The sequence below is a fragment of the Isoptericola sp. NPDC057191 genome (genome assembly GCF_042670225.1).
Classification (GTDB): Bacteria; Actinomycetota; Actinomycetes; order Actinomycetales; family Cellulomonadaceae; genus Isoptericola.
Window position 1 is genome coordinate 1 of the sequence record NZ_JBHUWC010000040.1, and the last position, 24753, is coordinate 24753.

At 75.3% G+C, this 24753-nt stretch carries 22 protein-coding genes; 13 read left to right on the forward strand and 9 right to left on the reverse strand.

Annotated features, from left to right (window positions below):
* Window positions 1–24 precede the first annotated feature (24 nt).
* The 3 genes from ACFT55_RS07865 to ACFT55_RS07875 form a co-directional block, all read right to left on the reverse strand.
* Window positions 25–438: a VOC family protein gene (locus ACFT55_RS07865; protein ID WP_380243262.1), complete on the reverse strand. Its 414-nt coding sequence runs from the start codon at window positions 436–438 to the stop codon at window positions 25–27.
* Window positions 435–1064 carry a DinB family protein gene (locus tag ACFT55_RS07870; RefSeq protein WP_380243263.1) on the reverse strand — a complete coding sequence of 210 codons (630 nt, stop codon included), beginning with the start codon at window positions 1062–1064 and terminating at the stop codon, window positions 435–437. Before ACFT55_RS07870 ends, ACFT55_RS07865 begins: the two co-directional genes overlap by 4 nt.
* A 68-nt stretch (window positions 1065–1132) precedes the next feature.
* The gene (locus ACFT55_RS07875) at window positions 1133–2878 is read right to left on the reverse strand and encodes a SpoIIE family protein phosphatase (protein WP_380243264.1); all 1746 of its coding nucleotides are present in this window, start codon (window positions 2876–2878) and stop codon (window positions 1133–1135) included.
* Window positions 2879–2970: 92 nt separating this feature from the next.
* Here ACFT55_RS07875 and ACFT55_RS07880 point away from each other — a divergent pair, with 92 nt between their 5' ends.
* Window positions 2971–3798, forward strand: a complete 828-nt coding sequence (locus tag ACFT55_RS07880) for a type II CAAX prenyl endopeptidase Rce1 family protein (protein ID WP_380243265.1) — start codon at window positions 2971–2973, stop codon at window positions 3796–3798.
* Here the strand turns inward: ACFT55_RS07880 and ACFT55_RS07885 are convergent.
* Window positions 3785–4795 (reverse strand): DMT family transporter, encoded by a 1011-nt coding sequence (locus tag ACFT55_RS07885; protein WP_380243266.1) that lies wholly within the window; start codon window positions 4793–4795, stop codon window positions 3785–3787. The two genes, ACFT55_RS07880 and ACFT55_RS07885, sit on opposite strands and share 14 nt — an antisense overlap.
* Window positions 4796–4835: 40 nt before the next feature.
* Window positions 4836–5696, reverse strand: a complete 861-nt coding sequence (locus tag ACFT55_RS07890) for a hydrolase (protein WP_380243267.1) — start codon at window positions 5694–5696, stop codon at window positions 4836–4838.
* 92 nt (window positions 5697–5788) lie between these two features.
* On the opposite strand from ACFT55_RS07890, the gene ACFT55_RS07895 reads away from it, so the two are divergent.
* Window positions 5789–7177, forward strand: coding sequence for a sensor histidine kinase (locus tag ACFT55_RS07895; protein ID WP_380243268.1), 1389 nt, complete (start codon window positions 5789–5791; stop codon window positions 7175–7177).
* An 83-nt stretch (window positions 7178–7260) separates the two neighbouring features.
* Window positions 7261–7932 carry a response regulator gene (locus ACFT55_RS07900; RefSeq protein ID WP_380243283.1) on the forward strand — a complete coding sequence of 224 codons (672 nt, stop codon included), beginning with the start codon at window positions 7261–7263 and terminating at the stop codon, window positions 7930–7932.
* A gap of 39 nt (window positions 7933–7971) precedes the next feature.
* Here the strand turns inward: ACFT55_RS07900 and ACFT55_RS07905 are convergent, their stop codons facing one another.
* Complete coding sequence (locus ACFT55_RS07905; RefSeq protein ID WP_380243269.1) at window positions 7972–8979, reverse strand: hypothetical protein; 1008 nt, start codon at window positions 8977–8979, stop codon at window positions 7972–7974.
* A 175-nt stretch (window positions 8980–9154) separates the two neighbouring features.
* Between ACFT55_RS07905 and ACFT55_RS07910 the strand changes: the two genes are divergently transcribed.
* The 7 genes from ACFT55_RS07910 (at window position 9155) to ACFT55_RS07940 (ending at window position 17536) form a co-directional block, all read left to right on the forward strand.
* Entirely contained in the window at window positions 9155–10048 is an 894-nt protein-coding gene (locus ACFT55_RS07910) for an ABC transporter ATP-binding protein (protein ID WP_380243270.1), read from the forward strand.
* On the forward strand, window positions 10045–11304 hold the full coding sequence (locus tag ACFT55_RS07915) for an ABC transporter permease (RefSeq protein ID WP_380243271.1): 1260 nt from the start codon (window positions 10045–10047) through the stop codon (window positions 11302–11304). Before ACFT55_RS07910 ends, ACFT55_RS07915 begins: the two co-directional genes overlap by 4 nt.
* Before the next feature lie 102 nt (window positions 11305–11406).
* Complete coding sequence (locus ACFT55_RS07920) at window positions 11407–12696, forward strand: cytochrome ubiquinol oxidase subunit I (protein ID WP_380243272.1); 1290 nt, start codon at window positions 11407–11409, stop codon at window positions 12694–12696.
* Window positions 12693–13679: a cytochrome d ubiquinol oxidase subunit II gene (locus ACFT55_RS07925; RefSeq protein WP_380243273.1), complete on the forward strand. Its 987-nt coding sequence runs from the start codon at window positions 12693–12695 to the stop codon at window positions 13677–13679. The genes ACFT55_RS07920 and ACFT55_RS07925 overlap by 4 nt, the downstream gene beginning before the upstream one ends.
* Before the next feature lie 146 nt (window positions 13680–13825).
* Window positions 13826–14023, forward strand: a complete 198-nt coding sequence (locus tag ACFT55_RS07930) for a hypothetical protein (RefSeq protein ID WP_380243274.1) — start codon at window positions 13826–13828, stop codon at window positions 14021–14023.
* A 57-nt stretch (window positions 14024–14080) separates the two neighbouring features.
* Window positions 14081–15739, forward strand: coding sequence for a PQQ-binding-like beta-propeller repeat protein (locus tag ACFT55_RS07935; protein WP_380243275.1), 1659 nt, complete (start codon window positions 14081–14083; stop codon window positions 15737–15739).
* Between the two features lie 9 nt (window positions 15740–15748).
* Complete coding sequence (locus tag ACFT55_RS07940; RefSeq protein WP_380243276.1) at window positions 15749–17536, forward strand: PQQ-binding-like beta-propeller repeat protein; 1788 nt, start codon at window positions 15749–15751, stop codon at window positions 17534–17536.
* Here the strand turns inward: ACFT55_RS07940 and ACFT55_RS07945 are convergent.
* Window positions 17507–18226 (reverse strand): PadR family transcriptional regulator, encoded by a 720-nt coding sequence (locus ACFT55_RS07945; protein WP_380243277.1) that lies wholly within the window; start codon window positions 18224–18226, stop codon window positions 17507–17509. The two genes, ACFT55_RS07940 and ACFT55_RS07945, sit on opposite strands and share 30 nt — an antisense overlap.
* A 249-nt stretch (window positions 18227–18475) precedes the next feature.
* Between ACFT55_RS07945 and ACFT55_RS07950 the strand changes: the two genes are divergently transcribed.
* Window positions 18476–20383 (forward strand): cation:proton antiporter, encoded by a 1908-nt coding sequence (locus ACFT55_RS07950; protein ID WP_380243278.1) that lies wholly within the window; start codon window positions 18476–18478, stop codon window positions 20381–20383.
* 32 nt (window positions 20384–20415) lie between these two features.
* Here the strand turns inward: ACFT55_RS07950 and ACFT55_RS07955 are convergent, their stop codons facing one another.
* Both ACFT55_RS07955 and ACFT55_RS07960 read right to left on the reverse strand, forming a co-directional pair.
* On the reverse strand, window positions 20416–21222 hold the full coding sequence (locus tag ACFT55_RS07955; RefSeq protein ID WP_380243279.1) for an ABC transporter permease: 807 nt from the start codon (window positions 21220–21222) through the stop codon (window positions 20416–20418).
* Window positions 21219–22130: an ABC transporter ATP-binding protein gene (locus ACFT55_RS07960; RefSeq protein WP_380243280.1), complete on the reverse strand. Its 912-nt coding sequence runs from the start codon at window positions 22128–22130 to the stop codon at window positions 21219–21221. The genes ACFT55_RS07955 and ACFT55_RS07960 overlap by 4 nt, the downstream gene beginning before the upstream one ends.
* 131 nt (window positions 22131–22261) lie before the next feature.
* Here ACFT55_RS07960 and ACFT55_RS07965 point away from each other — a divergent pair, with 131 nt between their 5' ends.
* Together ACFT55_RS07965 and ACFT55_RS07970 are read left to right on the forward strand one after the other, a co-directional pair.
* The gene (locus ACFT55_RS07965; RefSeq protein WP_380243281.1) at window positions 22262–23485 is read left to right on the forward strand and encodes a sensor histidine kinase; all 1224 of its coding nucleotides are present in this window, start codon (window positions 22262–22264) and stop codon (window positions 23483–23485) included.
* Window positions 23482–24153: a response regulator gene (locus tag ACFT55_RS07970; protein ID WP_380243282.1), complete on the forward strand. Its 672-nt coding sequence runs from the start codon at window positions 23482–23484 to the stop codon at window positions 24151–24153. The genes ACFT55_RS07965 and ACFT55_RS07970 overlap by 4 nt, the downstream gene beginning before the upstream one ends.
* Window positions 24154–24753 lie beyond the last annotated feature (600 nt).

Here is a 24753-nt window from a genome sequence, read left to right on the forward strand (position 1 = left end):
TCCGTACCCACAACGGCCGGGCGGTCAGCCCACGAAGATGCAGAACGGGTGGCCCGCCGGGTCGGCGTAGACCCGGAGCGGCTCCTCGGGGTCGTCGGACCGGTCGTACAGCAGCCGCGCCCCGAGGGCCAGGGCGCGCTCGTGCTCGCGGTCCAGCTCGGCGACGTCGTGGACGCTCGTGTCGAGGTGCAGCTGCTGCGGCACGTCGTGCTCGGGCCACGTGGACGGCGTCAGCGAGCTCACCTGCTGGAAGGCGAGCTGGACGCCGCCCGCGTTGCGCAGGACCAGCCAGTCGGCGCCGCGCGGGTCCGGCTCGCCGGGGGCCGGCGGCTCGTCGCCCGCCCGGTACGTGAGGTCGAACAGCTCGCGGTAGAACTCCGCGAGGCGGCGCGCGTCGGTGGCGTCGAGCACCACCTGGACGATGGTCGGCATCGTCATGCCCTTTCGTCGGCGAGCTCGTCGGAGAACTGGTCGGCGAGGCCGCGCAGCATCGCGGTGTACGCCGGGTAGTCCACGTCCTCGGGGATGTTCGTGTTGCCCGCGCGCATCCCGACCACCCCGTCGACCTGCTCGCGCAGGATGTCGGCGTGCCCCGCGTGCCGGGCGAGGTCGACCGTGACGTGCAGCAGGATCGTGTGCAGGTCGGTGGCGCCGTCGTCGCCCCACCACGCGACGCGCCCGGGGGCGTCGAGCGGCAGGCTCTCGATGGTCTCGTCGGCGAAGGCCCACACCCGCCGGTAGAGGTCCAGGACCTGGGCCGTGCTCTCGTCGGCCGTCGCGTAGTGGTCGGCCTGCGGGTCGTCCGGCAACGACGGGTCCGTCCAGGGCGCCATCCACGGCACCTCCTCGGGCGTCGGCCACGCGCGACCGAAGGTGTCGCCGAAGTACCCGATCTCCACGCTGGCCGCGTGCTTCACCAGACCGAGCAGGTTGGTCCCGGTGGGCGTGCGGGGCAGACGAGCGTCGCGTTCGGACAGCCCCTCCACCTTCCACACCAGCGCCTCGCGGGCGGAGCGGAGGTAACGGTGGAGCACGGACTTGGCATCAGCGGGCGTCGTCGTCATGTGGCACAGCCTGCCCGGCGGTGCCCACAGAGCGCACGGGGAATAGGCGAGGCCGTCGGGGCGGAGACTCAGCGCACGCGGGCGGCGAGCACGGCGACGTCGTCGCGCTGCGTGCCGCGCACCATCCGGTCGACGACGCGCTGCGGCAGCTCCGCCGTCGGGCAGCCGTGCAGCTCCTGCAGCGTCTGCAGCAGGTGCGCGGTGCGCGCCGCGTAGCTCCTGGTGCGCAGCTCCACCAGGCCGTCGGTGTACAGGATCAGGGTGTCGCCGGGGCGCAGCCCGTCGGCGTGGTCACGGCGGGCGGCGGACGGGTCGACGCCGAGCATGAGGTCCGGGCGGCCGACGAGCTCCTCCGCCCTGCCGTCGGCACGGACGACGACCGGGCGCGGGTGCCCGGCGCTCGACCACCACAGGCGGCAGGCGTCGTCGCCGGTGCCGGGCTCGCCCGGGCCGGTGCGGTCGAGCCGCGCCACCGTGGCCGTGCCCGTGGCCGCGAGACCGAGGCCGCGGTTGGCGCGGTCCAGCTCGCGCAGCAGCCGTGCCGGCGGGGCGTCCTGGCACCAGGCGAGCGTGCGCAGCATGCCGCGCAGCTGGCCCATCCGGGCCGCGGCCTGCATGTCGTGGCCGGTGACGTCGCCGATCATCAGCACCGTCGAGCGCGCGTCCAGCTCGACGGCGTCGTACCAGTCGCCGCCCACCTTGTCCGTGCGCGTCGCGGACGCGTACGTGGAGGCGAGCTCGAGGTAAGGCACCTGGGGGAGGTCGGTGAGCATCGCCGCCTGCAGCGTGGTAGCCACGTGGTGCCGGTCCGCGAGCACGCGGATCCGCACCAGCGCCTGTGCCACGGACGACGCGAGCGTCGCCGCCGTGCGCCGGCTCTCGTCGTCGTGGTCGTGCGCGCCGCGCCACAGCAGCACGACGACGCCCAGCAGCTGGTCGTCGACCACCATCGGCAGCAGCGCGAGGCCGCCCAGCGAGGGATCCACCCACGGCGCCCAGCCGGGCTGGTCGTGCAGCGCGGCCGCGCCGTCGCGGTAGAACGCCGGGCTCCGCGAGCGCACGACCGCGGCGACCGCCGGGTCCGAGGACCGCCAGTGGCGCGGCAGGTACGGGTACGCGCCGTCGCGCTCGATCAGCGTGAGGCCCGTGCCGGTGCCGTCCGCGAGCGCGAGCGCCGCCCAGACCGTGCCCAGGCCGGGCCCGGAGGCGCGCAGCGCGTCCACGATCTCGTCCACGGTGGTGGCGGAGGCGAACCGGTCGCTGAGGTCGAGCAGCATGCGGGTGCGCCGGGTGGCGTGCACCGCGACCTGCTGGATGCGGTGCGCCCGCTGGCGTTCCAGGCGCAGGCGCAGCTCGGCCGTGCACGCGGCGGCGAGGTCGGCCAGGGTCGCGAGGTCGGTGGCGCTCCACTCGCGGGCCTCGACGTCCAGCGCGCACACCGTGCCGACGGCCGTGCCGTGCCGGTCGAAGATGGGGAAGCCGGCGTAGGACCCCATCCCCAGCTCGGTGACGGTCGCGGTGCGGGACAGGCGCGGGTGGGCGCGCAGGTCCTCGACCACGAGGGCCTGGCCCGTCCGGACGGACTCGCCGCACAACGGCTCGGCCAGGGTGGTGCGCCGGGTGACCTGGTACGGCTCGGGCAGCCCGCGGGCACCGGGGTAGACCTGGGAGTCCGGCAGCACGAGGGTCACGAGGGCCGTGGGCACGCCGAGCTGGCGCTGCACGAGCCGGGCGAACCGGTCGAAGGAGTCGTCGGCGACGGGGCGGGCGAGGCCGGCGGCCACGAGGGCCTCGATCGCGGGGGCGGCGGTCACGGCCGCGCACCCCGGTCTCGGGTGTGCGCACCGGGACCTGCGACCATGCCCAGGATTCTTCCACGCGGGTCCCCGGATATCCTCGCGGCACGATGGACCTCACCCGGTACGGCCCCGCCTCGGTGCCGCGGCTCGTCGCCGCGGGGCTCGTCTCGGCGTCGGCGGTGCTGCTGTTCGCCGTGCACGTGCGACCTGTCGCGTACCTGCCGCTCGCGGCGGGCGTGGCGCTGGGCCTGGTCGTCGACCGGCGGCTCGGGCGCGACCTCGCGCTGATCGCCGTCTCGCTCGGCATCATCTCCACCATCCCGCTCCAGGCCGACCTGTCGGACGCCGGGATGGCACGCTTCGCCGTCGTCCTGTCGCTGGCCGTGCTGGTGCCGTGGGCGGCGTCCCGGTTCTGGTTCCGGGACGACGACGGCGCGGGCGCGGTGCGGTTCCCCGTCGCGACCGGCCGGCGCTGGTCCCGCGGGCAGTACGTGTACCTGGTGGTCGTGGTGCTGGTCGGCTACCTGGTGCTGCCCTGGTACTTCCTGGGCTCGGGCGCCTACCTCAACTGGCCGCCGTTGTCGGGCGGGCAGGACGTCGCGCGGCTGTTCGTCGGCGTGAACGCGGTGGGCATCTGGGACGAGCTCTTCTTCGTGTGCACCGTGTTCACCCTGCTGCGCCGCCACTTCGGCCTGTGGACGGCGAACGTGCTGCAGGCCGTGGTGTTCGTGTCGTTCCTGTGGGAGCTGGGCTACCGCGAGTGGGGCCCGCTGCTCACCGTGCCGTTCGCCCTCGTGCAGGGGTGGATCTTCAGCCGGTACAAGAGCCTGCCGTACGTGGTGGCGGTGCACCTGCTGTTCGACGTCGTCGTGTTCGCGGTGCTGGTGCACGGGCACCACCCGGACCTCTTCGACGTCTTCGTCACCGCTCCCTGACCCGCCGGCGCAGCGCCCCCTCCACGAGGGGGACGGCGACGGCGACGAGGGTGAGCGCGGCCCCCACGTACGTCGCCGTGCCGGGCGGCGCGACACCCGGGGAGACGACGTCGAGCACGAGGGCGCCCACCACCTGGCCCGCGATCATGCCGAGCCCGAGCAGCAGGACGCCGGTGCGCTGCACCACCGCGGCCTGCAGGGCGATGAACGTGACGCCCAGCAGCCCGCCGGAGTAGAGCAGCAGGTCGGGCGGCAGGCCGCCGGTCGGCGCACCGCCGACGGCCAGCGCGACGAGCATGACGACGAGCAGCGCGGCCGTCCCCACCACGAAGCTGACCAGGGTGGCGGCGATCACCCCGCCGTCCCCGCCCAACCGGGGGCGGGGAGCTGCGGGCGCCGGGTCTCGCACGGCCGACCGCACCCTGCCGTTGAGCGCCTGCTGGAACGACTGCAGCACCCCCGCCACCAGCGGGAACAGCGCCAGCCCGAGCGCGGCCGTCGACGCCCCGGCGCCCGAGACCACGACCACCGCGACGACGGTCAGCACCGGGCCGAGCGCGCGTCCCAGCGTGACCAGGCGGACGCCGCCCGGGGCGATGCCGAGGCGGTCGATGACGAGCGAGCTCACCGACTGCCCGGCCACCAGGGCGACGGTGAACACGGCGACGCCGAGCGCGTCGACGGTCAGCCCCTGCGACATCACGAAGAACGCCCCGCCGAGCCCGCCGAGGCACTCCCACGGGCGCAGGGCGCCGGACCGCAGACCCGACCCGACGCGCCGCACGGCGACGCGCCCGGTCCGCGAGGCGACGAGGGCGAGGAGCAGGAGCACCAGGCCGGAGCTGAACGAGAAGAAGGCGGCCACGAAGGCGTTGTCCACGGCGGTGGCGAGCGAGCCGTTGACGCGGCTCTGCAGCGCGGCGGCGAACCCCGCGACGATCGCGAGCGCCACCCCGGCGGCGCGCTGCCGTCCGGGGACGCCCGGTGCCACGGTCACGAGGTCGTCCTGACCGAGGTCGCGGAGCAGGTCTCCCTCGTCACGTGAGGTGGTCGAAGTCCCCGCGCGCCCACGCCGCGTGGCGCTCGGCGGAGCGGAGCACGACGGCGCGCGCGTCGGCGGGGATCACGCCCTCGAAGTTGTTGTAGAGCCGGTCGAAGGGGCGCCGGGCGACGTGCTCGGCGACCCGCGTCGCGACGGCCCCCGACAGGGGGAGGTGGTTCGGGTAGCTGCGCATGAAGCTCGCCGTGCCGTCCGGGTTGGCGAAGATCGTGTCGCCGGACAGCAGGACGCCCTTGCCGTCGGCGCCGGTCCAGTGCACCACCGCCGAGCCGGGGAAGTGCCCGCCCGGCTGGCTCAGCGCCACGCCCGGCAGCACCTCGCGCTCACCCTCGGGGCCCGGTGTCCACGTCTCGATCACGGCGTCCGGCCGTGCCACCCAGCCGGCGTCCGCCGCGCTCACCAGGACGGGGACGTCCCGCCCGGTCGCGGCCGACAGGCGGCGGCTCCACTCGACCTGCACGCCGTACATGTGCGGGTGGCTGGCCGCGACCAGCACGTCCCCGCCGCCGGCGGCCTCGACGACCGCGGCGACCCCGGCGTCGTCGACGAACCCGAGCGGGTCCCACAGCAGCGCGCCGGCCGGCGTGCGCACCACCTTCGCCTGCTGCCCGATGCCGACCCGCGGCGTGGCGTGCAGGGCCAGCAGCCCGGGCTCGAGCTCGGTGACCTCGATCGCGAGACCGTCGGCGGCCAGCTCGTCGAGGGTGGTCCACGCCTGGCCGGTCGTGGGCACCCACTGGCGCTCGTCGGCGCAGATCGCGCAGACGTCGGGCCGGGTGGCGTGCTCGACCGCGCAGGTGCGGCAGATCCAGAAAGGAGCCGTGACCGGAGTCGTCATGGTGGCCATCGTTCCATCTTGCGACAGTTCCATCTCGACAGTTCCGCCTCGCGACGGAGGCATCCGCAGCCGGCGCTCCCTACGCTGGGCGGATGCCGCTGCAGCCCGTGACCCGGACCAGACGCGTCCTCGAGTGGTTCGGCGTCGACGTCGACTGGGAGCGGGTCCCGGCCGACCCGGCCCGCGCGTACCGCGACGACCTGTGGCTCGGCCTGGCGTTCGCGGCGGTCGCCGTGCTCGGCACGGAGCTCGGCCGCAGCATCGGGTACTTCGAGGACGTCACGACCCCGGTGCCCGTCCTGTACCTGCTCACCGTGCTCGGCGCCGCGCCGATCGCGCTGCGCCGCCGGTACCCGCTGGCGGTGCTCGCGGTCGAGTACCTGCACTTCCTGCTCGTCGGCATCACGGTGCCGACACTCACCATGCTCGCGCCGCTGCAGGTGGTCTACTTCGTCGCGCTCTTCAGCGCGGTGGCGTGGGCGCGGGACCGGCGCGCGATGCTGCTGGTCGTCGGTGCGGTGCTCTTCGTGATGTTCGGGTGGATCGTGTGGCAGTTCGCCGTCGGCGCGGGCGTCGAAGGCATCGTCGAGCAGATGGGTCTGGACGACGTGCAGCCCGGGCTCATCAGCCCCGTCGTGGCGTGGGTAGCGTTCACCTGGCTGATCAACCTCGCCTACTTCTTCGGGGCGATCTGCGCCGGCCAGCTCATGTGGCACGGGGCGCGGCGGCGGGAGCAGCTCGCCGCCCAGGCCGACACCATCGAGCGGCAGACGGCGGAGCTGCAGCGGCAGGCGGTCGTCACCGAGCGGGTGCGGATCGCCCGGGAGCTGCACGACGTCGTCGCGCACCACGTGTCCGTCATCGGCATCCAGGCGGCCGCCGCGCGGCGGATGCTCGCCGGCGACCCGGCCGCGGCCGCGACGCCGCTGGCCACCATCGAGGGGGAGTCCCGGGAGGCGGTCGCGCAGATGCGCGGCCTGCTCGGCACGCTGCGCGGCATCGAGGCCCCCGACGAGCCCCGCGGCGCGGCGGCCCGGATGCCCGAGCCCGGCCTGGCCGACGTCCCCCGCCTCGCCGACGGCGCGGGCGGGCTCGACGTCGAGGTGCGGGTCGTGGCGGAGCCGGGCGCCGTCGACGAGGTGCCCGGACCCCTCGGCCTCAGCCTCTACCGCACCGCCCAGGAGGCCCTGAGCAACGTGCGCAAGCACTCCACCGCCCGCCGGGCGAGCGTCGTCGTCCGGGTCGACCGCCGCCCTGCCCGGCGCGACGACCCCGCCGCGGAGCGGTTCCCGCACGGCTTCGCCGAGGTCGAGGTGCTCGACGACGGCCGCCCTCGGCAGGGCTCGGCCGGGACCGGGCTGGGCCTCGTCGGCGTGCGCGAACGGGTCGCCACGCACGGCGGGCTGGCCGACGTCGGGCCGCGTGCCACCGGCGGCTACCGTGTGCGGGTGCGCCTGCCCCTGCCCGAGGACCGCCCGTGACCAGCGCCGACGCCCCTGCGGGCGCGGCACCCGTGCGCGTGCTCCTCGTCGACGACCAGCGCCTGGTGCGGTCCGGCTTCGCGATGATCCTGTCCGTCGAGGCCGACGTCGAGGTGGTCGGCGAGGCCGCCGACGGCGCCGAGGCCCTGGAGCAGGTGCGGGCCCTGCGCCCGGACGTCGTGCTCATGGACGTGCAGATGCCGGTCATGGACGGCATCGAGGCCACCCGGCGCATCGTGGCCGACGACCTCGCCCGGGTGCTCGTCCTCACGACGTTCGACGACGACGCGTACGTGGACGACGCCCTGCGCGCCGGCGCGTCCGGCTTCCTGCTGAAGAACTCCGACGCCGACCGGCTGGTCGACGCCGTGCGGACCGTCGCGCAGGGCCACGCGCTCCTCGCGCCGGAGATCACGCGCCGCGTCATCGAGCGGATGGTCGCGGGGGAGACGTCGGCCGTGCCGACCACGGATCGGCCCGTCGACCGGCCTCACGACCGGTCCGCCGCGCCGTCGGGCCGGCTGGACGACGCGCGGCCGGACCAGCCACGGCCGGACCAGAGGCTGGACCACCTGACCCCGCGGGAGCGCGAGGTCCTGGTGCTCGTCGGCCGCGGGCTGTCGAACGCCGAGATCGCGGCGGAGCTGTTCCTCGGCGAGGCCACCGTCAAGACCCACGTCTCCAACGTGCTGTCCAAGCTGCACCTGCGCGACCGCGTCCAGGCGGTCGTCTTCTTCCACCGCACCCTGACGTAGCGCTCCGGGCTCTTCCCCGCCTCGTCCGGGACCGCAGCGCTACGTCGACGACGTGGGCGACAACGAGTAGGACCGGCCTGCCGGCCAGGGTTGCGAGGTCCAGCCCTCGGAGTCGAGCACCTTGCGGATCTCGTTCTCCACGGTGGCCTGGGCCACGTCGCGGCCCGTGAACCGCAGCACGAGCGCGCCGCGTGCGGCGAGCTCGTTCTGCCGGCGCCGGTCGCCGAAGAGGGCACCCGGCACCGTATGGACGTCGCGACCGTCGAGCTCCACCAGGAGCACCCGGCCCGCGGGCAGGATCCAGGCCAGGTCGACGCGGGCGAGGAACCGTCCGCGTGCGTCCCGGACCACGAGCTGCAGGGCGTCGGGCGGGCATCCCGCGTCCGCGCAGGCCAGCCGCGCCGCCGTCTCGATCGGGGACTCGGCCCGCGGGTCCGACACCTCCCACCAGGTACGGGTGCGTGCCGCTCCGCGCCGACCCCGGGCGGACTCCCGTGCCCTGCGGAACTCGTCCTCCGTGACGACCCGTCGCTGGCGGGCGGAGTCCATGAGGGCGACGGCGTGCCGCCGGTCGAGGTCGGGCACGGCCTGGGCGAGCGCCAGCTCTCCGGGGACGCAGGGCAGGCCGCCGACCACGACCCACCGGCGCAGCCGCTCCCGGCGGACCCGCACCCGGCCCCCGCCGGTCCGGGGCGAGCCGTCGGGGAAGGTGACCTCCGGCGCGATGCGGCGGGGCGCGCCCTGCGCCCCCAGCAGCACGAGCGCCGCGACCCCGGTCGCGACGGAGCCCGGGTACGCCAGCAACCCGCAGATCGCCTCGCGTCGGCGTGCGCTGTCGAGCGGGTCGTGGCGGTCGTGGTGCCCAGCCGCGACCCACGTGGTGTCGAGGACGCCGCGCATCACGCGCTGCCACCGTCCCTGCCGCACCTGGGCCTTGACCTGGCTGCTCGTCATGCCGTGCTCCTGGCACTGGCGGGTCGAGACGAGGCCGTCCTGCGAGGCTGCGACCCGCTCCAGCGAGGCGGGGACGAGGATCCGACGAGGCATGACAGCAGCCAACCGGACCGGCGTCGCCCACCGGCGCGGTCATCCACAGGCGCCGACGTAGCGCTCCGGTCTCTTCCGGCACCGGGAAGAGACCCGAGCGCTACGTCGACAGGGGGAGTCCCGCTCCACCTTGCGGCGGATCACACCGGGACGCGCGGTCCGTAGGTTCGTGGTCATGGACAACGACTTCCTCGAGGTACGGGGACTGACCAGGACGTTCGGTGACCTGACCGCCGTCGACGACGTGTCGTTCGCGGCGCCGGCGGGGCTGCTGACCGGGTTCGTGGGCGGCAACGGCGCCGGCAAGACGACGACCATGCGGATGATCATGGGCGTCCTGGCCCCGATGGCGGGCGAGGTGCGGTTCGGCGGCCGGCCGGTCACCCGGGCCGACCGTCGAGACTTCGGGTACATGCCCGAGGAGCGCGGGCTGTACCCGAAGCAGCCGGTGCTGGACCAGCTGGTCTACCTGGCGAGGCTGCGCGGCATCTCGGCCCCGAAGGCGCGCGCGGAGGTGCTGGACATGCTCGACCGGCTGGGGCTCGCCGGCCGGTCGAAGGAGCACGTCGAGAAGCTGTCGCTCGGCAACCAGCAGCGCGTGCAGATCGTGGCGGCCCTCATGGGCGCCCCGCGGCTGCTCGTGCTCGACGAGCCGTTCAGCGGCCTCGACCCGGCCGCCGTCGACGGGATGGTCGACCTGCTCGCCGAGCACACGTCCCGCGGCGTGCCCGTGCTGTTCAGCTCCCACCAGCTCGACCTCGTGGAGCGGCTGTGCGAGCGGCTCGTCATCCTCAAGGGCGGCCGCGTCATGGCCGACGGCGCGCCCGGCGACCTGCAGCGCACCGGCACGCTCCGCCACCGGCTGGTCGTCGACGGCGACGCCGGCTGGGTGCGCGGCGTCCCCGGGGTGCACGCGGTGGACGTCGACGGTCCGGTCGCCCTCCTCGAGGTGGCGGACGACGTCGCCCTGCACCGGCTGCTCGCCCAGTCCCTCGAGCGCGGCGGCGTCCGCGAGCTCACCCCTGTCCGGCCCACGCTGGCCCAGATCTACCGCGAGGTGACGGCATGACCACCACGACCCCGACCCGCCCCGACACCCCCGGCCCCGACACCCACGGCCCGGACGTCGGCCGCCAGGGCGACGCCGGCACGCGCGGCGCGTGGCTCGTCGTGATGAACCGCGAGATCGTCGTGCGCGCCCTCAACAAGACGTTCCTCGTGGGGCTGCTGGTCTCGGTCCTGATCATCGCGGCGCTCTCGGCGTTCTTCGCCTGGCAGGGCAGCAAGACGGACTCGTTCACGGTGGCAGTCCCGGCCGGGGACACGGCGGCGGCGGCCGCGGTCGCGTCCGCCGGGGCCGTCCCGGAGGAGCAGGGCGGCGGCGCCGAGCTCACCACGGTCGAGGTGCCGGACGACGCGGCCGCCCGCGCCGCGCTCGTCGACGGCGACGCGGACGCGTGGCTGCACCCGACGGCGGACGGCGACGGCTGGGTCCTGACCGGCGAGGCGAGCCCCGACTCGACGCTCACCCGGCTGCTCACGGTCGGGGTCGCGCAGCAGACCCTCGAGGTCAACGCGGAGGCGGCGGGCACCACCACCGCGGAGCTCACCGCCGGCGGCACCCTGTCCACGGACCGGCTCGACGGGACCGCCCTCGACCCGCAGGCGCTGTTCTTCGCGTCGTTCGGCCTCGCGCTGCTGTTCTTCATCGGCGTCATCGGCTCCGGCCAGATGATCGCGGGCAGCGTGGTCGAGGAGAAGCAGTCGCGCCTGGTCGAGATCCTGGCCACGGCGGTGCCGCTGCGGCACCTGCTGGCGGGCAAGATCCTGGGCAGCTCGGTGGTCGCGCTGGCGCAGAACGTGGTCTTCGCGGCCGTCGGCCTGGCGGCGCTGTCGTTCACGCCCGCCGCGTCGATCCTGCCCGCGCTGTCGACGTCGCTGGTGTGGTTCGTGCTGTTCTTCGCGGTCGGCTTCCTCGGCCTGGCGGCGCTGTACGCGGTGGCGGGCGCCCTCGCGTCGCGCGCCGAGGACCTGCAGCACACCACCACCCCGATGACGATGGCGATCATGGGCGTCTACTTCCTGACGTTCAGCGCCAGCGGCAGCCTCCTGACCGTGCTGTCGTACGTGCCCGTGGCGAACGTCGTCGCCATGCCGGTGCGCGTGCTGTCCGGTGCTGCCGCGTGGTGGGAGCCGGTGCTGTCGCTGCTGGTGCTCGCCGCCTTCGCTGTCGTCGCCCTCCTGGTGAGCGAGCGGGCCTACCGCGGCGCGCTGCTGCAGACCGGTGGCCGGATCTCCTGGAAGCGGGCGCTTGCTCGCGGCTGACGGGCACCGGGTGGGGGAGTCCCCCGAAATCGCTCAGGGTTCTCCCCCGAACGTGCCGAAAACCCTGGGCGCCGGCGGCCCTCGATCTCTAGCGTCAGGCCCATGACCGCCGTCGACGCCGCCCGTCTGCAGTTCGCGCTGCTCGCCGGGACCCACTTCCTCTTCGTCCTGGTGACGCTGGGGCTGGGCCCCGTCGTCGCGGTCCTCCAGACGCGCTGGGCGCTGAGCCGCGACGCCGCCCGCGCGGCGACGCTCGAGACCGCCACCCGGTTCTGGGGTCAGCTCTACCTCGTCAACTACGCGCTGGGCATCGCGGCGGGCATCGTCATGGAGCTCCAGCTCGGGCTCCACTTCCCCGGCCTGCTGGACGTGGCCGGCGGGGTGTTCGGCGCCCCCCTGGTGATCGAGACGATGGCGGCGTTCTTCCTGGAGTCCACGTTCCTGGGGCTGTGGGTGTTCGGGTGGCACGTGCTGCCCCGCTGGGCGCACACGGCAGCGTTCTGGGCGGTCGTGATGACCGGCTACCTGTCGGCGTTCACGGTGATGGTGGCGAACGGCTTCCTGCGCCACCCCGTCGGCTTCACGATGGTCGACGGCGAGGCGCGCGTCACCGACGCGGCCGCACTGGTCACCAACCCGGCGGCCCTGCTGTCCGCCCTGCACGTCGTGGGCGCGTGCCTCATGGCGGGCGCGTTCCTGCTGGTCGGCGTGAGCGCGTGGCACCTGCGCCGCACACCCTCGCTCCCGGGCGCGGCGCTGCCGCCCCAGGACGACGTGTGGCGCCGGTCCCTGCGCACCGGCCTCGTCACGGGCACGGTCGGCGCGTTCCTCGCGATCGGCTTCGGGTACGCGCAGTTCGGCTACCTGCAGGACGTGCCGGGCGGCAGCCCACCGGTCGTGGGCATCGCCTACGCGGTGATGCAGGGCGTCGCGTCGGCCGTGTTCCTCGTCGGGTGCGTCCTGCTGCTCCTGCTGCCGCGCCAGGCGCTGTTCCGCCTGTGGGGGCCGCTGCGCCGCGGGCTGTTCGCCACCCTCACCGCCCTCCTCCCCGTGCCGTTCCTCACGGCGCTGCTCGGCTGGGCGGCGCGGGAGATCGGCCGGCAGCCGTGGGCCGTCGCGGGCGTGCTGCGCACGGAGGACGCCGTGTCGGACGCGTCGGCGGCCACCGTCGTCGCGTCCCTCGTGGTGCTGGTCGGCGTCATGGTGACCCTCGCCGTCGTCGACTGGGTGGTCCTGGCACGGCTCGCACGCCGCGGCCTCGCGCGGCTCGCGCTCGGCGCCCAGCCCGCCGAGGTGCTGCGCGACGGCGGACCGGCGGACGACGCCGGGGACCGCCCGCTCGACGACGCGGACGCCCGCGCCGACGTCCTCACCTTCGGAGGTGCGCGATGAACGCGACCGGCTGGGGCCTGCTGCTGACCGTGCTGCTCGCGGGGTGGGCGGTGCTCGACGGCGCGGTGCAGGGCGGGGTCCCGCTGGTGCGGGCCCTCGGCGGCCGGGACGACCCGCGCCGTCGCGTCGTCCTCGCGACGGTCGCACCGCTGCTGCTGCTCGGCGAGGTGTGGCTGGTCGCCGCGGCAGGCGTGCTCCTGGCGGCGTTCGGGCACGTCGAGACGCTGCTCTGGTCCGCCGGCTACCCCCTCGTCGTGGCGCTCCTGGTGGCCTGGGTCGTGCGCGACGCCGCGCTGTGGTTGCGCAGCCGCCTCGCGGCGCCCGGCTGGCGCACGCGGTGGGACGCCGTCGCCCAGGTGGCGTCCCTCGCGCTGCCCGCCGCGTTCGGCGCCCTCACGGGTGTCGCGTGGGTGGAGCTGTCCGCCGTCGGCGCGCAGGCCGCGCACGGGTCGGGGGCCGCGCAGGCGCTCGCCGTCGGCCTCCCCCTCGTCACCGCGGCGCTCGCCGTCGCCGCGGCGCGGGTGCACGGCGGCCTCGTCGTCGCCGCCCGGGCGCCGGAGACGATCGCCGTGGACGCCCGCCGGCGCGTCCGGCGCGCCCTCGTGCCGGCCGCCGCGCTGGCGACGCTGGCGGCCCTCGGTGCGCTGGCCGTCGCCGCCCTGGGGACGGCGTCCGCGCTGGTCGCGGCGGTGCTGCTGATCGCGGCGTCGGGCCTGGCGCTCGCGGCCCGGTTCGACCTCGACCGCGGCGTGCGGAGCAGCGGCGCGGTGCGCTGGTCCGGCCCCGTGCTGGCCGTCGCGCCGGTCGCGGCGACCTCCGCCGTCGTCGGGCCCGCCGCTGTCGTGCTCGCCGCTGCGCCCGCCGTGCTGCACGGGCTCACGTGGCCCGTGCTGGGCGCGTTCGCCGCCGTCCTCGTCGCGCAGGCGGTGAGCTGGCGGGTGCTGCTGCGGCCGCTCGGGCCCCGCACCGTCGTCTTCCTCTGAACCGCTTCCTCTGAACTCCTCTGAACCACGCGACGGTCGCCCGCGGCATTCCTGACGCGGACGTCACGCCGGGGCAACATCGCCGCAACGCGCGCCGCGCAGCATGGGGGCGAGCGGCCACCCGGGCCGCGAGAAGGAGGCCCACGATGCCGGTCCCGACCCCCACGCCCCCGAGCCTGCGGCCGATCCTGTCGTCGTCCTCGCCGTCGGCCAGCGCCCCGACCCGCCGGCCCACGGCGGGCGACCGCCTCACCGTGGACCCGGACGACCGCCGCCGCCGGGCCCGCACCGCCCTGCTGGAGCTGGCCGTGGCCCGCACGGTGGAGCGCCGCCGGGTGATCTGAGGGCCGCGCGCCCCAGGCGGCGCGCCCACGCCCTGCGCCCGGCGCTACGCTCCGGCCATGTCGCGTCGTCGCCGGAGCTCGATGGCCACCTTCGAGCTCGAGCCCGAGGAGCTGCGCGCCGACGACCCCCGCGCCGACGACCCCCGCGGACCCGACGAGGACGCGCCCGGCCCGGGGGAGCGTCTCGGCGCCGCGCTGCGCCGCGTGCGGCCGCGGACCTGGGCGGTCGTGGCGGGTGCCGTCGTGGGGGCCGTGGTCCTCGCCGGCGCCGGGACCGCCGTGGGGAACGCCCTGGCGGAGCGGCACCGGCTGGCGCTCCTCGCCGCGGCGCCCGGCGGGGTGCTGGACGTCGCCGCCGTCGTCTCCGGGGCGGGCGGCTGGAGCGTGGACACGGACAGCGGCGTGCTGGCCGTGCTCACCGGTGGTGTGGTCGTCGTGCAGGACGGCGCGGACGCGGTCGGCCTGGACGCCACGACCGGTGCCGAGGTGTGGCGCGAGACCCTCGGCTCGCTGGTGGAGTGCGGCCCGACGCCGTACTCCCCGGCCGACTGGGCGACGCCCGTCGAGCAGGTCGTGTGCCTCAGCGGAGAGGACACCGACCGCACGGTGACGGTCGTCGCCGCGGACGGGACGGTCGTCGGCAGCCGCGGACTCGGAGACGTGTCCGACCTGGTGGTCGCGCCGGCCGCGGGCGGGTCCCTGTTCGTGGTGGAGCCCGACGGGCCGCTCCCGGCCCCCCGGACCGTGGCCGGCGACGGCGCGGTGGAGGGGGCGCTGCGGACCCTGGACGCGCCGGGCTCGCACGCGCGGTTCGAGGACGCGCTCACCGGGACGCCGACGGAGCCCGTGGCGATCCCGTTCGCGCCCCGGGACTCCGAGCTGTGCGTCGGCTGGGTGGACGACGACGTCCAGCTCACCTTCGACGGCTACATGATCCTGTCGTCGCCGCGGCTGGTCGAGTTCGCGCGGTGCGGGGCGCAGCTCGTCGCGGCGCCGCCGGGGGCGGACGCCATGGCACCGCTGGTCGGGACGCCCTCGGGCGACCAGGAGGTCACGCCGTCCGTGGACGGCGGCGTCGTCGTCCCGCAGGAGGACGGCCGCACCCGGCTGACCGCCCTCGGCGGTGCCGACGTGCTCCTGCCCGGCGTCCTGCTGGACCCGGACGCGACCGACGGCACCGTCGGTCCGCGGCTCGTCCTGACGACCGACGGGCTGGAGGCGCTCGAACCCGACGACCTCACCGGGGACCCGCTGTGGGTGCGTCCCCGGCCGGGTGCCGGAGGGTCGGACGCTGGGGTGGTGGACGACGGGACGGAGGTCCTGGTGCGGACCGCCGACGCCGTGCTCCTCCAGGAGGCCACGGGCGCGCTCGTCGGGCTGGACCGGGACACGGGGGCGGAACGCTGGCGCGTCACCGAGCCGGTCGACGGGTGGCAGGACGAACGGTGGCTGCAGGACGTGGTGACGGACGGGCACGACGCGCTGCTGATGGTCGTCGTTCCCGACGGCGGGCTCACGTGGGTGCGGCTCGACCTGGCGACCGGGGAGGTGCGCCAGGCCGACGCGCGCGACGGGTCGGCGAGCGCAGCCGTGGGCGCCGTGGACGGCACCCTGCTGCTGCGGACGTCGACCGGCACCGGCTCGATCGACGACGTCGGCGGCGGGATCGTCGTCCACCGGGATCCTGGGTCGCTGCAAGGGGCCGGCCGGGCTTAGTTTCAAAGGGTGGCCCGACGGCGCGGCGCCGGCTCTGACGCCTACACGTTCGACCTCGAGCCCGACGGCGACGAGGGGGACGACGCTGCCGCGGAGGTGCGGGCCACGCGTCCGGCCACGGGTCGGGCCACTCGGCAGGGCACTCGTCGGGCCACGCGTCGGGGCACCCCGTGGACCACCGGGTCCGCCGGCCCGCTGCTGATCGACCTCGACCCGGCCGACGACGTGGACGCCGCCGAGCTGCCCCTCGCGGAGACCGGGGGGCTCACGCTGCGGCAGGCGGCCGAGCGCGCCCGCGGGTTCCTGCGCGGCCGACGCCTGGTGGCCGCGGTGGTGGTCGTCGCGGCGGCGCTCACGGCGGTGGTGGTCGACGGCGTGGGCGACCGCGGACGGCTCGCCGCGCTGCGCGACGCGCCCGGTGGCGTGCTGGACCTGACCGACGAGCCCCGCGAGGTGTGGCGGGTGCCGACGGAGGGCAGCGCCCCGGGCGGCCTCGTGGGGGTGCTCGGTGGGCTGGTGGTGGCGCAGCAGCGGTCCGCCCTGCTCGGGCTGGACGTCGAGACCGGCGCGCGGGTCTGGAGCGTGGACCTGCCCGACGGGTCGACCACCTGCGGCCCGGGTATGCAGGTCTGGTCCGGGGACTTCCAGCCGGAGCCGGCGGAGCGGGTCGTGTGCGTGTCCGGCACGCCGGACGGTGCGCAGGACGGCCGCCCGCGCAGCACGGTGACGGTGGTGGACGCCGAGGGCTCGGTGGTGGGCACGCGGGACGTCGGGTTCACGTCGACGATGGCCTTCCCCGGTCCCGACGGTGGGCTGCTCACGGCGGCGTGGGTGGGCGACGCCGCCCCGGTGGACCCCCTCGTCGCGGACGAGGTCGCCGCGGGCGTCGCGCACGCCGGCGCCATCCCGGACGGCTACGACCTGCGGGTCCGGCTCGAGGACGGCGCCACGGGGAAGGTCCGCTGGGAGCGGACGCTGCCGTTCGACGCCGCCGTCGACCCGGCGATGTGCGTGCGCTGGGGAGAGGACGGCACGACGTCGGGGGTGGACCTGCGCGGCGGCGTGCAGGTGTCGGTCACGGACCGGGTGGTGTGGCTGGGCGGCTGCGGCGTCGACGCGTGGTTCACGCCGGACGGCGTGCGGCTGGACCGCCCCCAGGACCCGGGGACGTTCGAGGGCTTCTCCGTGGAGCCGCTGGCCACCGGCGGCTACGTGGCGGGCGTCGACGCCGACCTCCTCGGAGGTCGGGACCCGGAGAGCCCCGACCGGCTGCTGCGCGACGACGGCAGCGAGCAGCGCGAGCTGCGGGGCCGGTACCTGGTGCCGCTGAGCACCGACGGCGGCGGCGACGGCGTGGTGCTGGAGCGCCGCGGCGACGCGACGGTGGCGACCGACGCGGACGGCGACGAGCTGTGGAGCACCGCGGTGAAAGGGTCGAGCCTGCTGGTGCGCACGGCCCAGGTGGCCGTGGTCGTCGACGAAGGGCGCCGCGTGCACGGGCTGGACATGGGCACCGGCGAGGTGCTGTGGACGAGGCCGGACCTCGTGGAGGGCGTGGAAGGGCTGGGGGCCTACGGCCCGCGGTTCGTCGAGGCGGCGTTCACCGACGGGCGGCTCGCCGCGTTCGTGGTGCCGGACTACGCCCGTGGCGACGTCGTGCACTGGGTAGCGCTCGACGCCGCCACGGGGAGGCAGCTCTGGCAGCTGGAGCTCGGCGGCGACGGCTGGGGGATCCAGCTCGCCGTCGCCGGGCGGCTCGTGCGGTGGTCACCGACCGCCATCGTCGGCCTCGGCTGACGGGTCGTCGGTGCCGGTGGCCGGGTCCTGGCCGGCGAGCACGAGGTAGACCTCGCGCCGGGCCTGGTCGAGGACGGCGGCCGCCGCCTCGGCCTGCGCGCGGGAGCCCGCGCGCGCCACCTGCTCGACGGCGCCGCCGAGGGCGCGCATCGCGACGTGCAGCTCGTGGCCCTGGCGGCGCGGGTCCTCGGCCACCTTCTGCCACGGGTTGCCGAGCTCGTCGCGGTGCTCCTCCACGTACGCGCGGCCCTCGTCGGTGAGCGTCGCGAGGCGGCGTCCGCCGTCCTCCGACACCGCGACGAGGCCCTCGTCCTGGAGCTGGGAGATGGCCGGGTAGACGGCGCCCGGGCTGGGGCGCCAGCGGCCGTCGGTGCGGGCGGCGAGCTCGGTGATCACCTGGTAGCCGTGCATGGGCTGCTCGGAGAGCAGCAGGAGCAGCGCGGCGCGGATCTCGCCACGGCCGGCGCGGCGGCCGCCGCCCCGGTGCCCGCGGGGGCCGAAGCCCGGTCCGAAGCCGGGTCCGAAGCCGGGTCCCGGCGGGAAGCCGGGGCCGAAGCCGTCCGGGCCGGGGAACTCCCCGCGCCGGCGGCGGTCGCCGCGGGGGCCGGGCTGCCGGTCGAAGGGGTGCCGGTCGAAGGACCGGGGGTCGAAGGTACGGGGGTCGAACGAAGTGTCTCGGGGGGTTCGCATGAGAGGTGTCCTCACTGGTTCGGGGGTCTGTGGTCGAGGTGTCGCCCGGGAGGGTCGGCGCTGATCGCCGGTGCATGCCGCTCGACGCATGGTGCTCGACGCATGGTGCTCAGCCCTGGCGGCGACACATCTAAGATAGGACGCGATATATCGTTAAGCAAGAAGCGATAGGTGTGACGTAGGTCACTCTGATTCCGGTTCGGTGCCGAGCCCGGGAGAACGCGCAGGGGTGCGCCTACGTTGTTCGGCATGGACGTCCTCCTCGTCAGCGTGCTCGCGGCGGTCGTCGTCATCGCCGTCACCGCCCTGGCGCCCCGTGCCGGGGTGGCCGCGCCGCTGGTGCTGGTGCTGGTCGGCGTCGCCGTGAGCTTCGTCCCCGCCGTCGCCGCGATCGAGATCAATCCCGAGGTGATCCTCGTCGGGGTGCTGCCCGCGCTGCTCTACGCCTCCGCGGCGTCGTTCCCGTCGATGGACTTCCGTCGCGACTTCACGGCCATCGGCGGCATGGCGGTGCTGCTGGTGGTCATCTCCGCCGTCGTGCTCGGGTTCGTCTTCTCGACCGTCATCCCGGGGATCGACCTGGCGGCGGGCATCGCCCTGGGCGCCATCGTCAGCCCGACGGACGCCGTCGCCACGTCGATCATCAAGAAGCTGGGCGCGCCGCAGCGCGTCGTCGTCATGCTCGAGGGCGAAGGGCTCCTCAACGACGCGACGTCGCTGGTGCTGCTGCGCTCCGCCATCGCGGCGACGGCCGTGAGCGTGAGCGTGTGGGGCGTGGTCGGCAGCTTCTTCAAGGCCGTGGTGATCGCCGTCGTCATCGGCCTGGTCGTGGGGCGTCTCGGTCTGTGGATCCGCGCGCACCTGAAGCACGCCGCGCTCTCCACCGCGGTGTCGTTCGTGGTGCCCTTCGCGGCCTACCTGCCCGCCGAGGAGCTCGACGCGTCCGGCATCGTCGCCGCCGTCGCGGCCGGCCTCGTCACCAGCACCCTCTCCGCCCGGCACCTGCGCCCCCAGGACCGGGTGGCGGAACGCATGAACTGGCGCACCATCGAGACCCTGCTCGAGGGCGGGCTGTTCCTGGCGATGGGCCTCGAGGTGTTCGGGCTCGTGGAGGACGTCCGCGCCGTGCACGGCTCCCTGTGGACGGCCCTCGGCGTCGCGGCGCTCGCCGCGGTCTGCGTCGTCGCGCTGCGGGCCCTGTTCGTGCTGCCGCTGCTGCGGTACCTCTCCGCCCGGCGGCGGCGCGCGGGACAGGTGCGCGAGACGCTCGACGAGATGCAGCAGCGCGTGGCCGCGAAGCTCGACGAGCTCAGCGACTCCCACGGGATCATCACGCCGCAGGCGGCCACGGAGCTGACGAGGTCCTGGTCCGGCCCGGGCCGGCCGGAGGGCGGGCTCGGCAACGTGCGGCGCCAGGTGGCCAAGCAGCAGCGCCGGCGCAGCGTGCAGGCGGCGAGGCGCGCCGCGGCCGGGACCTTGTCCGAGGGGCAGAAGGAGCGGCTGCGCAAGCGCCGGCTGGACCGCGTCAACGAGTTCCGGAAGAGGTTCACGCGGCGGATCGCGGACGTCGACTACCTGCTGGCCGCGCCGCTCGGGCCCAAGGAAGGCGTCGTCATCGTCTGGGCGGGGATGCGCGGCGTCGTGACCCTCGCGGCGGCGCAGACGCTGCCCAAGGACTTCCCGCAGCGCTCGCTGCTCGTGCTCATCGCGTTCGGCGTCGCCGCCGGCACGCTGCTGGTGCAGGGCGGCACGCTGCCCTGGGTGGTGCGGCGGCTCGGCCTGGCCGGGGTCACGTCGTCCCGCTTCGTGGAGGGCACGGAGGGGCTGCGCGAGATCGTGGACGGCACGGCCCGCGCGATGCTCGACGACCCCGACCTGCGCAGCAAGGACGGCACCCCCTACGCGCCGTACGTGGTGGAGCGGGTGCGGACGGTCGTCGTCCGCGAGCAGCGGGACCAGGACGAGGAGGAGGAGACGCCGGAGGAGCTGTCGGCACAGTTCTTCGAGCTCCGCCTCGCGACGATCGCCGCGCAGCGCAAGGCCCTGCTCGAGGCCCGAGCTGTCGGCACGTACGACTCGGAGCTGCTGAGCAGGGCCTTGGACCAGCTCGACGCGGACCAGATCGCCGTCGAGATGCGAGGGCACCTCGACGGCTGACCGGCCCGTCGCGTCGGGTCAGGACGACGTGATCAGGACGAGGTGATCTCGCTGCGTGCCACGCGCCACAGCCCGCCGGCGAGGGGCGCCACCACCCAGATGAGGCTGGCGGTGGCGAGGTGCGCCCAGCCCGCGCCGTCGAGGTCGCCGCCGAACAGGAGCGGCTCGGTCGCGGTACCGAGGTCGATCCACGGCAGCGCGTCGGCGAGGCCCGAGACCAGGCCGCCGAGGATGCCGAACAGGGTGGGCACCAGCAGCAGGGTCACGATGGCGGCCGGGGTGCTGCGCAGCAGGAGGCCGAAGCCCACGCCCTGAGCCATGAGCAGCACCACGGTGACGGCGAGCAGCAGCACGGCCCGGACGGAGAGGTCCCACGCGGGGTCGGCGTCGCGGAACAGGATCACCATCAGGTGCGCGAGCGCGGCGAGCCCGACCGTGAGGACGAGGAGCGCGAGCCCGGAACCGATCGCGCCGACCACCTTGGCGAGCCCGACGCGGGTGCGCCGGGGCTCCAGCGTGAACGTCACGAGGGCGGTGCGCTGCGACCACTCGGACGTCGCGGCGAGGACGCCGACGATCGGCAGCAGCATCGCCATGGGCGTCGTCGTGCCGGTCACGAAGGCGCTGAACGAGTGGTTGCCGCCGTTCACGGCCATCATCACGGCGAGCACGCCCGCGGTGACGACGGCGATGATGGCGAGCATCCAGCGGCCTGCGCGGGTGTCGAGCTGCTTGCGCCACTCGACGAGCGTGAGGGTGCGGAAGGACACGGGGCGCACGGCGTCGCGGGCGCCGCGGGTCTTGGTCGCGTCGCGCGCGACCGTCGGTGCGGTGGTCATGCCGGCACCTCCGTCCGGGTCTGCTCGCGGGCGTCGTCGGCGGTGAGCTCGAGGAAGAGGTCCTCGAGGCCGCGGGAGTCGGCGGCGCGCAGCTCAGCGAGCACGACGCCGACCCCGGCCGCGGCGCGTCCGACGTCGAGCGGCTCGGCCTCGACGGAGAGCCCGCCGGTCGTGAGCTCGACGACACCGACGCCGCCCTGGCGCAGGGCGCGGGCGAGCTCGGCGTCGTCGGTGGAGCGGACGAACGTGCCGGCCTGGCGCAGCAGCTCGTCCTTGTGCCCCTCGGCGACGACGCGGCCGCGGCCGATGACGACGATGCGGTCGGCGACGGCCTCCATCTCCCGCAGCAGGTGCGAGGAGAGCAGCACGGTGCCGCCGCGGGCGGCGAAGCCGGCCAGCAGGTCCCGCATCCAGCGGATTCCGGCGGGGTCGAGCCCGTTGGCCGGCTCGTCCAGGATGAGCACCTCGGGGTCGCCGAGCAGCGCGGACGCGATGCCCAGCCGCTGCCGCATGCCGAGCGAGTACTGGCCCACCCGGCGGGCGGCCTCGCGCTCGGTGAGGCCCACCTGGTCGAGGGTGGTGTCGATGCGTCGGCGGTCGACGCCGGTCATGAGCGCGGCGAGCGTGAGCACCTCGCGGCCGGTGCGGCCGGAGTGCTGGGCGGCCGCGTCGAGCAGCACGCCCACGCGCCGGCCAGGGTTGGCCAGGGCGGTGAAGGGCATGCCGAGCACACGCGCAGAACCCGACGTGGCGGGCGTGAGCCCGCAGATCATGCGCATGGTCGTGGACTTGCCGGCGCCGTTCGGGCCGAGGAAGCCCGTGACGTGGCCGGGCTCGACGGTGAACGACACGTCGTCCACGGCGGTGGCCGGCCCATATCTCTTGGTGAGGTGCTCCACGGTGATCATGGCTCCAGCCTGCCTGGGCGGGCGGCGGCGTCGCGTCCGGCGAGGGGATGGTTCGTGTCCTCCTTCCGGAGGATGCACCCCCCGCCGGTCGGCGGATGCCCGGCGCCTCGCCGCTGCCTAGGCTCGACGTCGTGCACCCTGTCCCCGCCCGCCCGTCGAGAGCCCGCCGTGCGTGGGGGGAGACGTGGCGGGTGCTGGCGGCGCTGTTCGCCGGGCTGACGGTGCTCCTGCTCGTCGCCTGGGAGGCCGACACGGGGGACCGGCAGGTCTCGGACGCCCAGGCCGCGCTCGACCTGGCCGTCGGGGTGCTGGGCCTGGGCCTCCTGCTGCTGCGCCGCAAGGCGCCGCTGACGGTCGCGCTGGTGCTGTGCGCGGCCTCGGCGGTGTCCGTCACGGTGGTGGGGGCGGAGGCCATCGCGGCGGTCTCCCTGGCCACGTCCCGCCGATGGTGGAAGATCGCGGCGGTCGGGGTGGTCTTCGTCGTCGCCGGGCGTGTCTACAGCGTGCTGCACCCGTACGTCGCGCCGGAGCCGTACGAGGGGTGGGTCGACCTGCTGACCGGGGTGCTCGTCTACGCCCTGTTCGTGTGGATCGGGGCGTACATCGGGTTGCGGCGTGAGCACCTTGCCTCGTTGCGAGAGCGCGCGGAGACCGCGGAGCGGGAGCAGGCGGGCCGCGTCGCGCAGGCGCGGACGGCGGAGCGCACGCGCATCGCCCGGGAGATGCACGACGTCCTGGCGCACCGCATCTCGCTGGTCGCGATGCACGCCGGCGCGCTCGCGTACCGGACGGACCTGCCGCCCGAGAAGGTCGCGGAGACGGCGGCCGTGGTGCAGACCAACGCGCACGCCGCCCTGGCGGAGCTGCGGGAGGTGCTGGGTGTCCTGCGGGATCCGGCGGCCCCGGCCGCACCCGAGCCCCCGCAGCCCACGTTCGCCGACCTCGACGCGCTGCTCGCCGAGGCCCGGGCCAACGGGGCGGACGTGCGGCTCGACGCACGGCCGGACGGCACCGACGGCCTGGGCGAGGTGGTGAGCCGGCACGCGTACCGCATCGTGCAGGAGGGGCTCACCAACGCCCGCAAGCACGCGCCGTGGGCGCCCGTGACGGTGACGGTGTCGGGCGCGCCGGGTGCGGGGCTGACGATCGTGGTGCGCAACCCGGTGCGCAGCGTGGGCCCGGCACGGCAAGGGGAGGCGCCGCCGGACTCCGGCCTCGGGCTGGTGGGTCTGGCCGAGCGGGTGGACCTGGTCGGGGGACGGCTGTCGCACGGCGTGACGACGACGGACGGCACGACGGGGGCGGGTGGGGGTGCGCAGTTCCGGCTGGAGGCGTGGCTACCGTGGGCGGCATGAGCGAGACGACGCGTGTGGTGCTGGTCGACGACGACCCGCTGGTGCGGTCGGGGCTGGCCCTCATCCTGGGCGGCGACCCGGGGCTGGAGGTGGTGGCGTCGGCGTCGGACGGTGTCGAGGCGCTCGACGTGGTCGCCCGCGAGCGGCCCGACGTGGTCCTCATGGACATCCGCATGCCGCGCCTCGACGGCATCGAGACCACCCGGAGGCTGCGCGACCGGCGCGAGCTGCGCGACGTGCGCGTCATCGTGCTGACGACGTTCGACACCGACGACATGATCGTCGAGGCACTCCGCGCCGGGGCGGCGGGGTTCCTGCTCAAGGACACGCCGCCCGCCCGCCTGGTGGAGGCCGTCCGCGCGGCCGCAGCGGGCGAGCCCACCCTGTCGCCGCGGGTGGCCGCGCACCTTATCGCGGCAGTCACCGAACGGTCCGCGCCCGACGGCCGCCAGGCCGCGGCCGCCCGGGTGGACGCGCTGACCGACCGCGAGCGCGAGGTCGCGCTCGCCGTCGCGCGGGGGCTGTCGAACGCCGACATCGCCGCCGAGCTGTACATGAGCGTGCCGACCGTGAAGACCCACGTCTCGCGCATCCTCACCAAGCTGGACGCCGCGAACCGCGTCCAAGCGGCCATCGTCGTCCACGACGCCGGGCTCGCTGCCGGCTGAGGGAGACGACACCCCGGGGGTGTGCGGCGGGCCGACACCGCCTCGGGGGCCGCGCTCGCCCCAGAAGCTGCTCCACAGCCACCTGCGGGCGTGCCGCGTCGGACGAGGGTGACCCGCGCCGACCGCCGCCGGAGACCTTGTCTTTTCACCTCCTGTTGGCGCGGCCCGACATCTGCCTGTGAGGCTGCCGCGAGTCCCGCTGGGCAGGAGCTTCCCGCCCAGCGTGACCGGTACCCGCTAACCGCGACAGGATTCGACCGGGCAGGACCGTCCAACCGGGCAGGAGCTTCCCGCCCAGCGCGACCGGTACCCGCTAACCGCGACAGGATCCGACCGGGCAGGACCGTCCGACCGGGCAGGAGTTTCCAGTCCAGTACGACCGGCGCCCCCTGATCGTGACGGGATCCGACCGGGCAGGACCGTCCGACCGGTTAGGAGTTTCGCGCCCGGCAGGATCGGCGCCCGCTGACCGCGACGGGATCCGACCGGGCAGGACCGTCCGGGTGGCCCGGATCGTTCGGCGGGCGCCTCGCCTCCGCCGGCGTGCTCCGGTCCTGCCCCGGCCCTGCACCGACCGTGATCGTGCGTGCTGACTTGTTC

Excerpts from the sequence above, each read along its gene's own strand:
- ACFT55_RS07865 (WP_380243262.1), bottom strand. The coding sequence starts at position 438 with ATGACGATGCCGACCATCGTCCAGGTGGTGCTCGACGCCACCGACGCG.
- ACFT55_RS07870 (WP_380243263.1), bottom strand. The coding sequence starts at position 1,064 with ATGACGACGACGCCCGCTGATGCCAAGTCCGTGCTCCACCGTTACCTC.
- ACFT55_RS07880 (WP_380243265.1), top strand. The coding sequence starts at position 2,971 with ATGGACCTCACCCGGTACGGCCCCGCCTCGGTGCCGCGGCTCGTCGCC.
- ACFT55_RS07890 (WP_380243267.1), bottom strand. The coding sequence starts at position 5,696 with ATGACGACTCCGGTCACGGCTCCTTTCTGGATCTGCCGCACCTGCGCG.
- ACFT55_RS07895 (WP_380243268.1), top strand. The coding sequence starts at position 5,789 with ATGCCGCTGCAGCCCGTGACCCGGACCAGACGCGTCCTCGAGTGGTTC.
- ACFT55_RS07900 (WP_380243283.1), top strand. The coding sequence starts at position 7,261 with ATGATCCTGTCCGTCGAGGCCGACGTCGAGGTGGTCGGCGAGGCCGCC.
- ACFT55_RS07905 (WP_380243269.1), bottom strand. The coding sequence starts at position 8,979 with ATGCCTCGTCGGATCCTCGTCCCCGCCTCGCTGGAGCGGGTCGCAGCC.
- ACFT55_RS07910 (WP_380243270.1), top strand. The coding sequence starts at position 9,155 with ATGGACAACGACTTCCTCGAGGTACGGGGACTGACCAGGACGTTCGGT.
- ACFT55_RS07915 (WP_380243271.1), top strand. The coding sequence starts at position 10,045 with ATGACCACCACGACCCCGACCCGCCCCGACACCCCCGGCCCCGACACC.
- ACFT55_RS07920 (WP_380243272.1), top strand. The coding sequence starts at position 11,407 with ATGACCGCCGTCGACGCCGCCCGTCTGCAGTTCGCGCTGCTCGCCGGG.
- ACFT55_RS07925 (WP_380243273.1), top strand. The coding sequence starts at position 12,693 with ATGAACGCGACCGGCTGGGGCCTGCTGCTGACCGTGCTGCTCGCGGGG.
- ACFT55_RS07930 (WP_380243274.1), top strand. The coding sequence starts at position 13,826 with ATGCCGGTCCCGACCCCCACGCCCCCGAGCCTGCGGCCGATCCTGTCG.
- ACFT55_RS07935 (WP_380243275.1), top strand. The coding sequence starts at position 14,081 with ATGTCGCGTCGTCGCCGGAGCTCGATGGCCACCTTCGAGCTCGAGCCC.
- ACFT55_RS07945 (WP_380243277.1), bottom strand. The coding sequence starts at position 18,226 with ATGCGAACCCCCCGAGACACTTCGTTCGACCCCCGTACCTTCGACCCC.
- ACFT55_RS07950 (WP_380243278.1), top strand. The coding sequence starts at position 18,476 with ATGGACGTCCTCCTCGTCAGCGTGCTCGCGGCGGTCGTCGTCATCGCC.
- ACFT55_RS07955 (WP_380243279.1), bottom strand. The coding sequence starts at position 21,222 with ATGACCACCGCACCGACGGTCGCGCGCGACGCGACCAAGACCCGCGGC.
- ACFT55_RS07960 (WP_380243280.1), bottom strand. The coding sequence starts at position 22,130 with ATGATCACCGTGGAGCACCTCACCAAGAGATATGGGCCGGCCACCGCC.
- ACFT55_RS07970 (WP_380243282.1), top strand. The coding sequence starts at position 23,482 with ATGAGCGAGACGACGCGTGTGGTGCTGGTCGACGACGACCCGCTGGTG.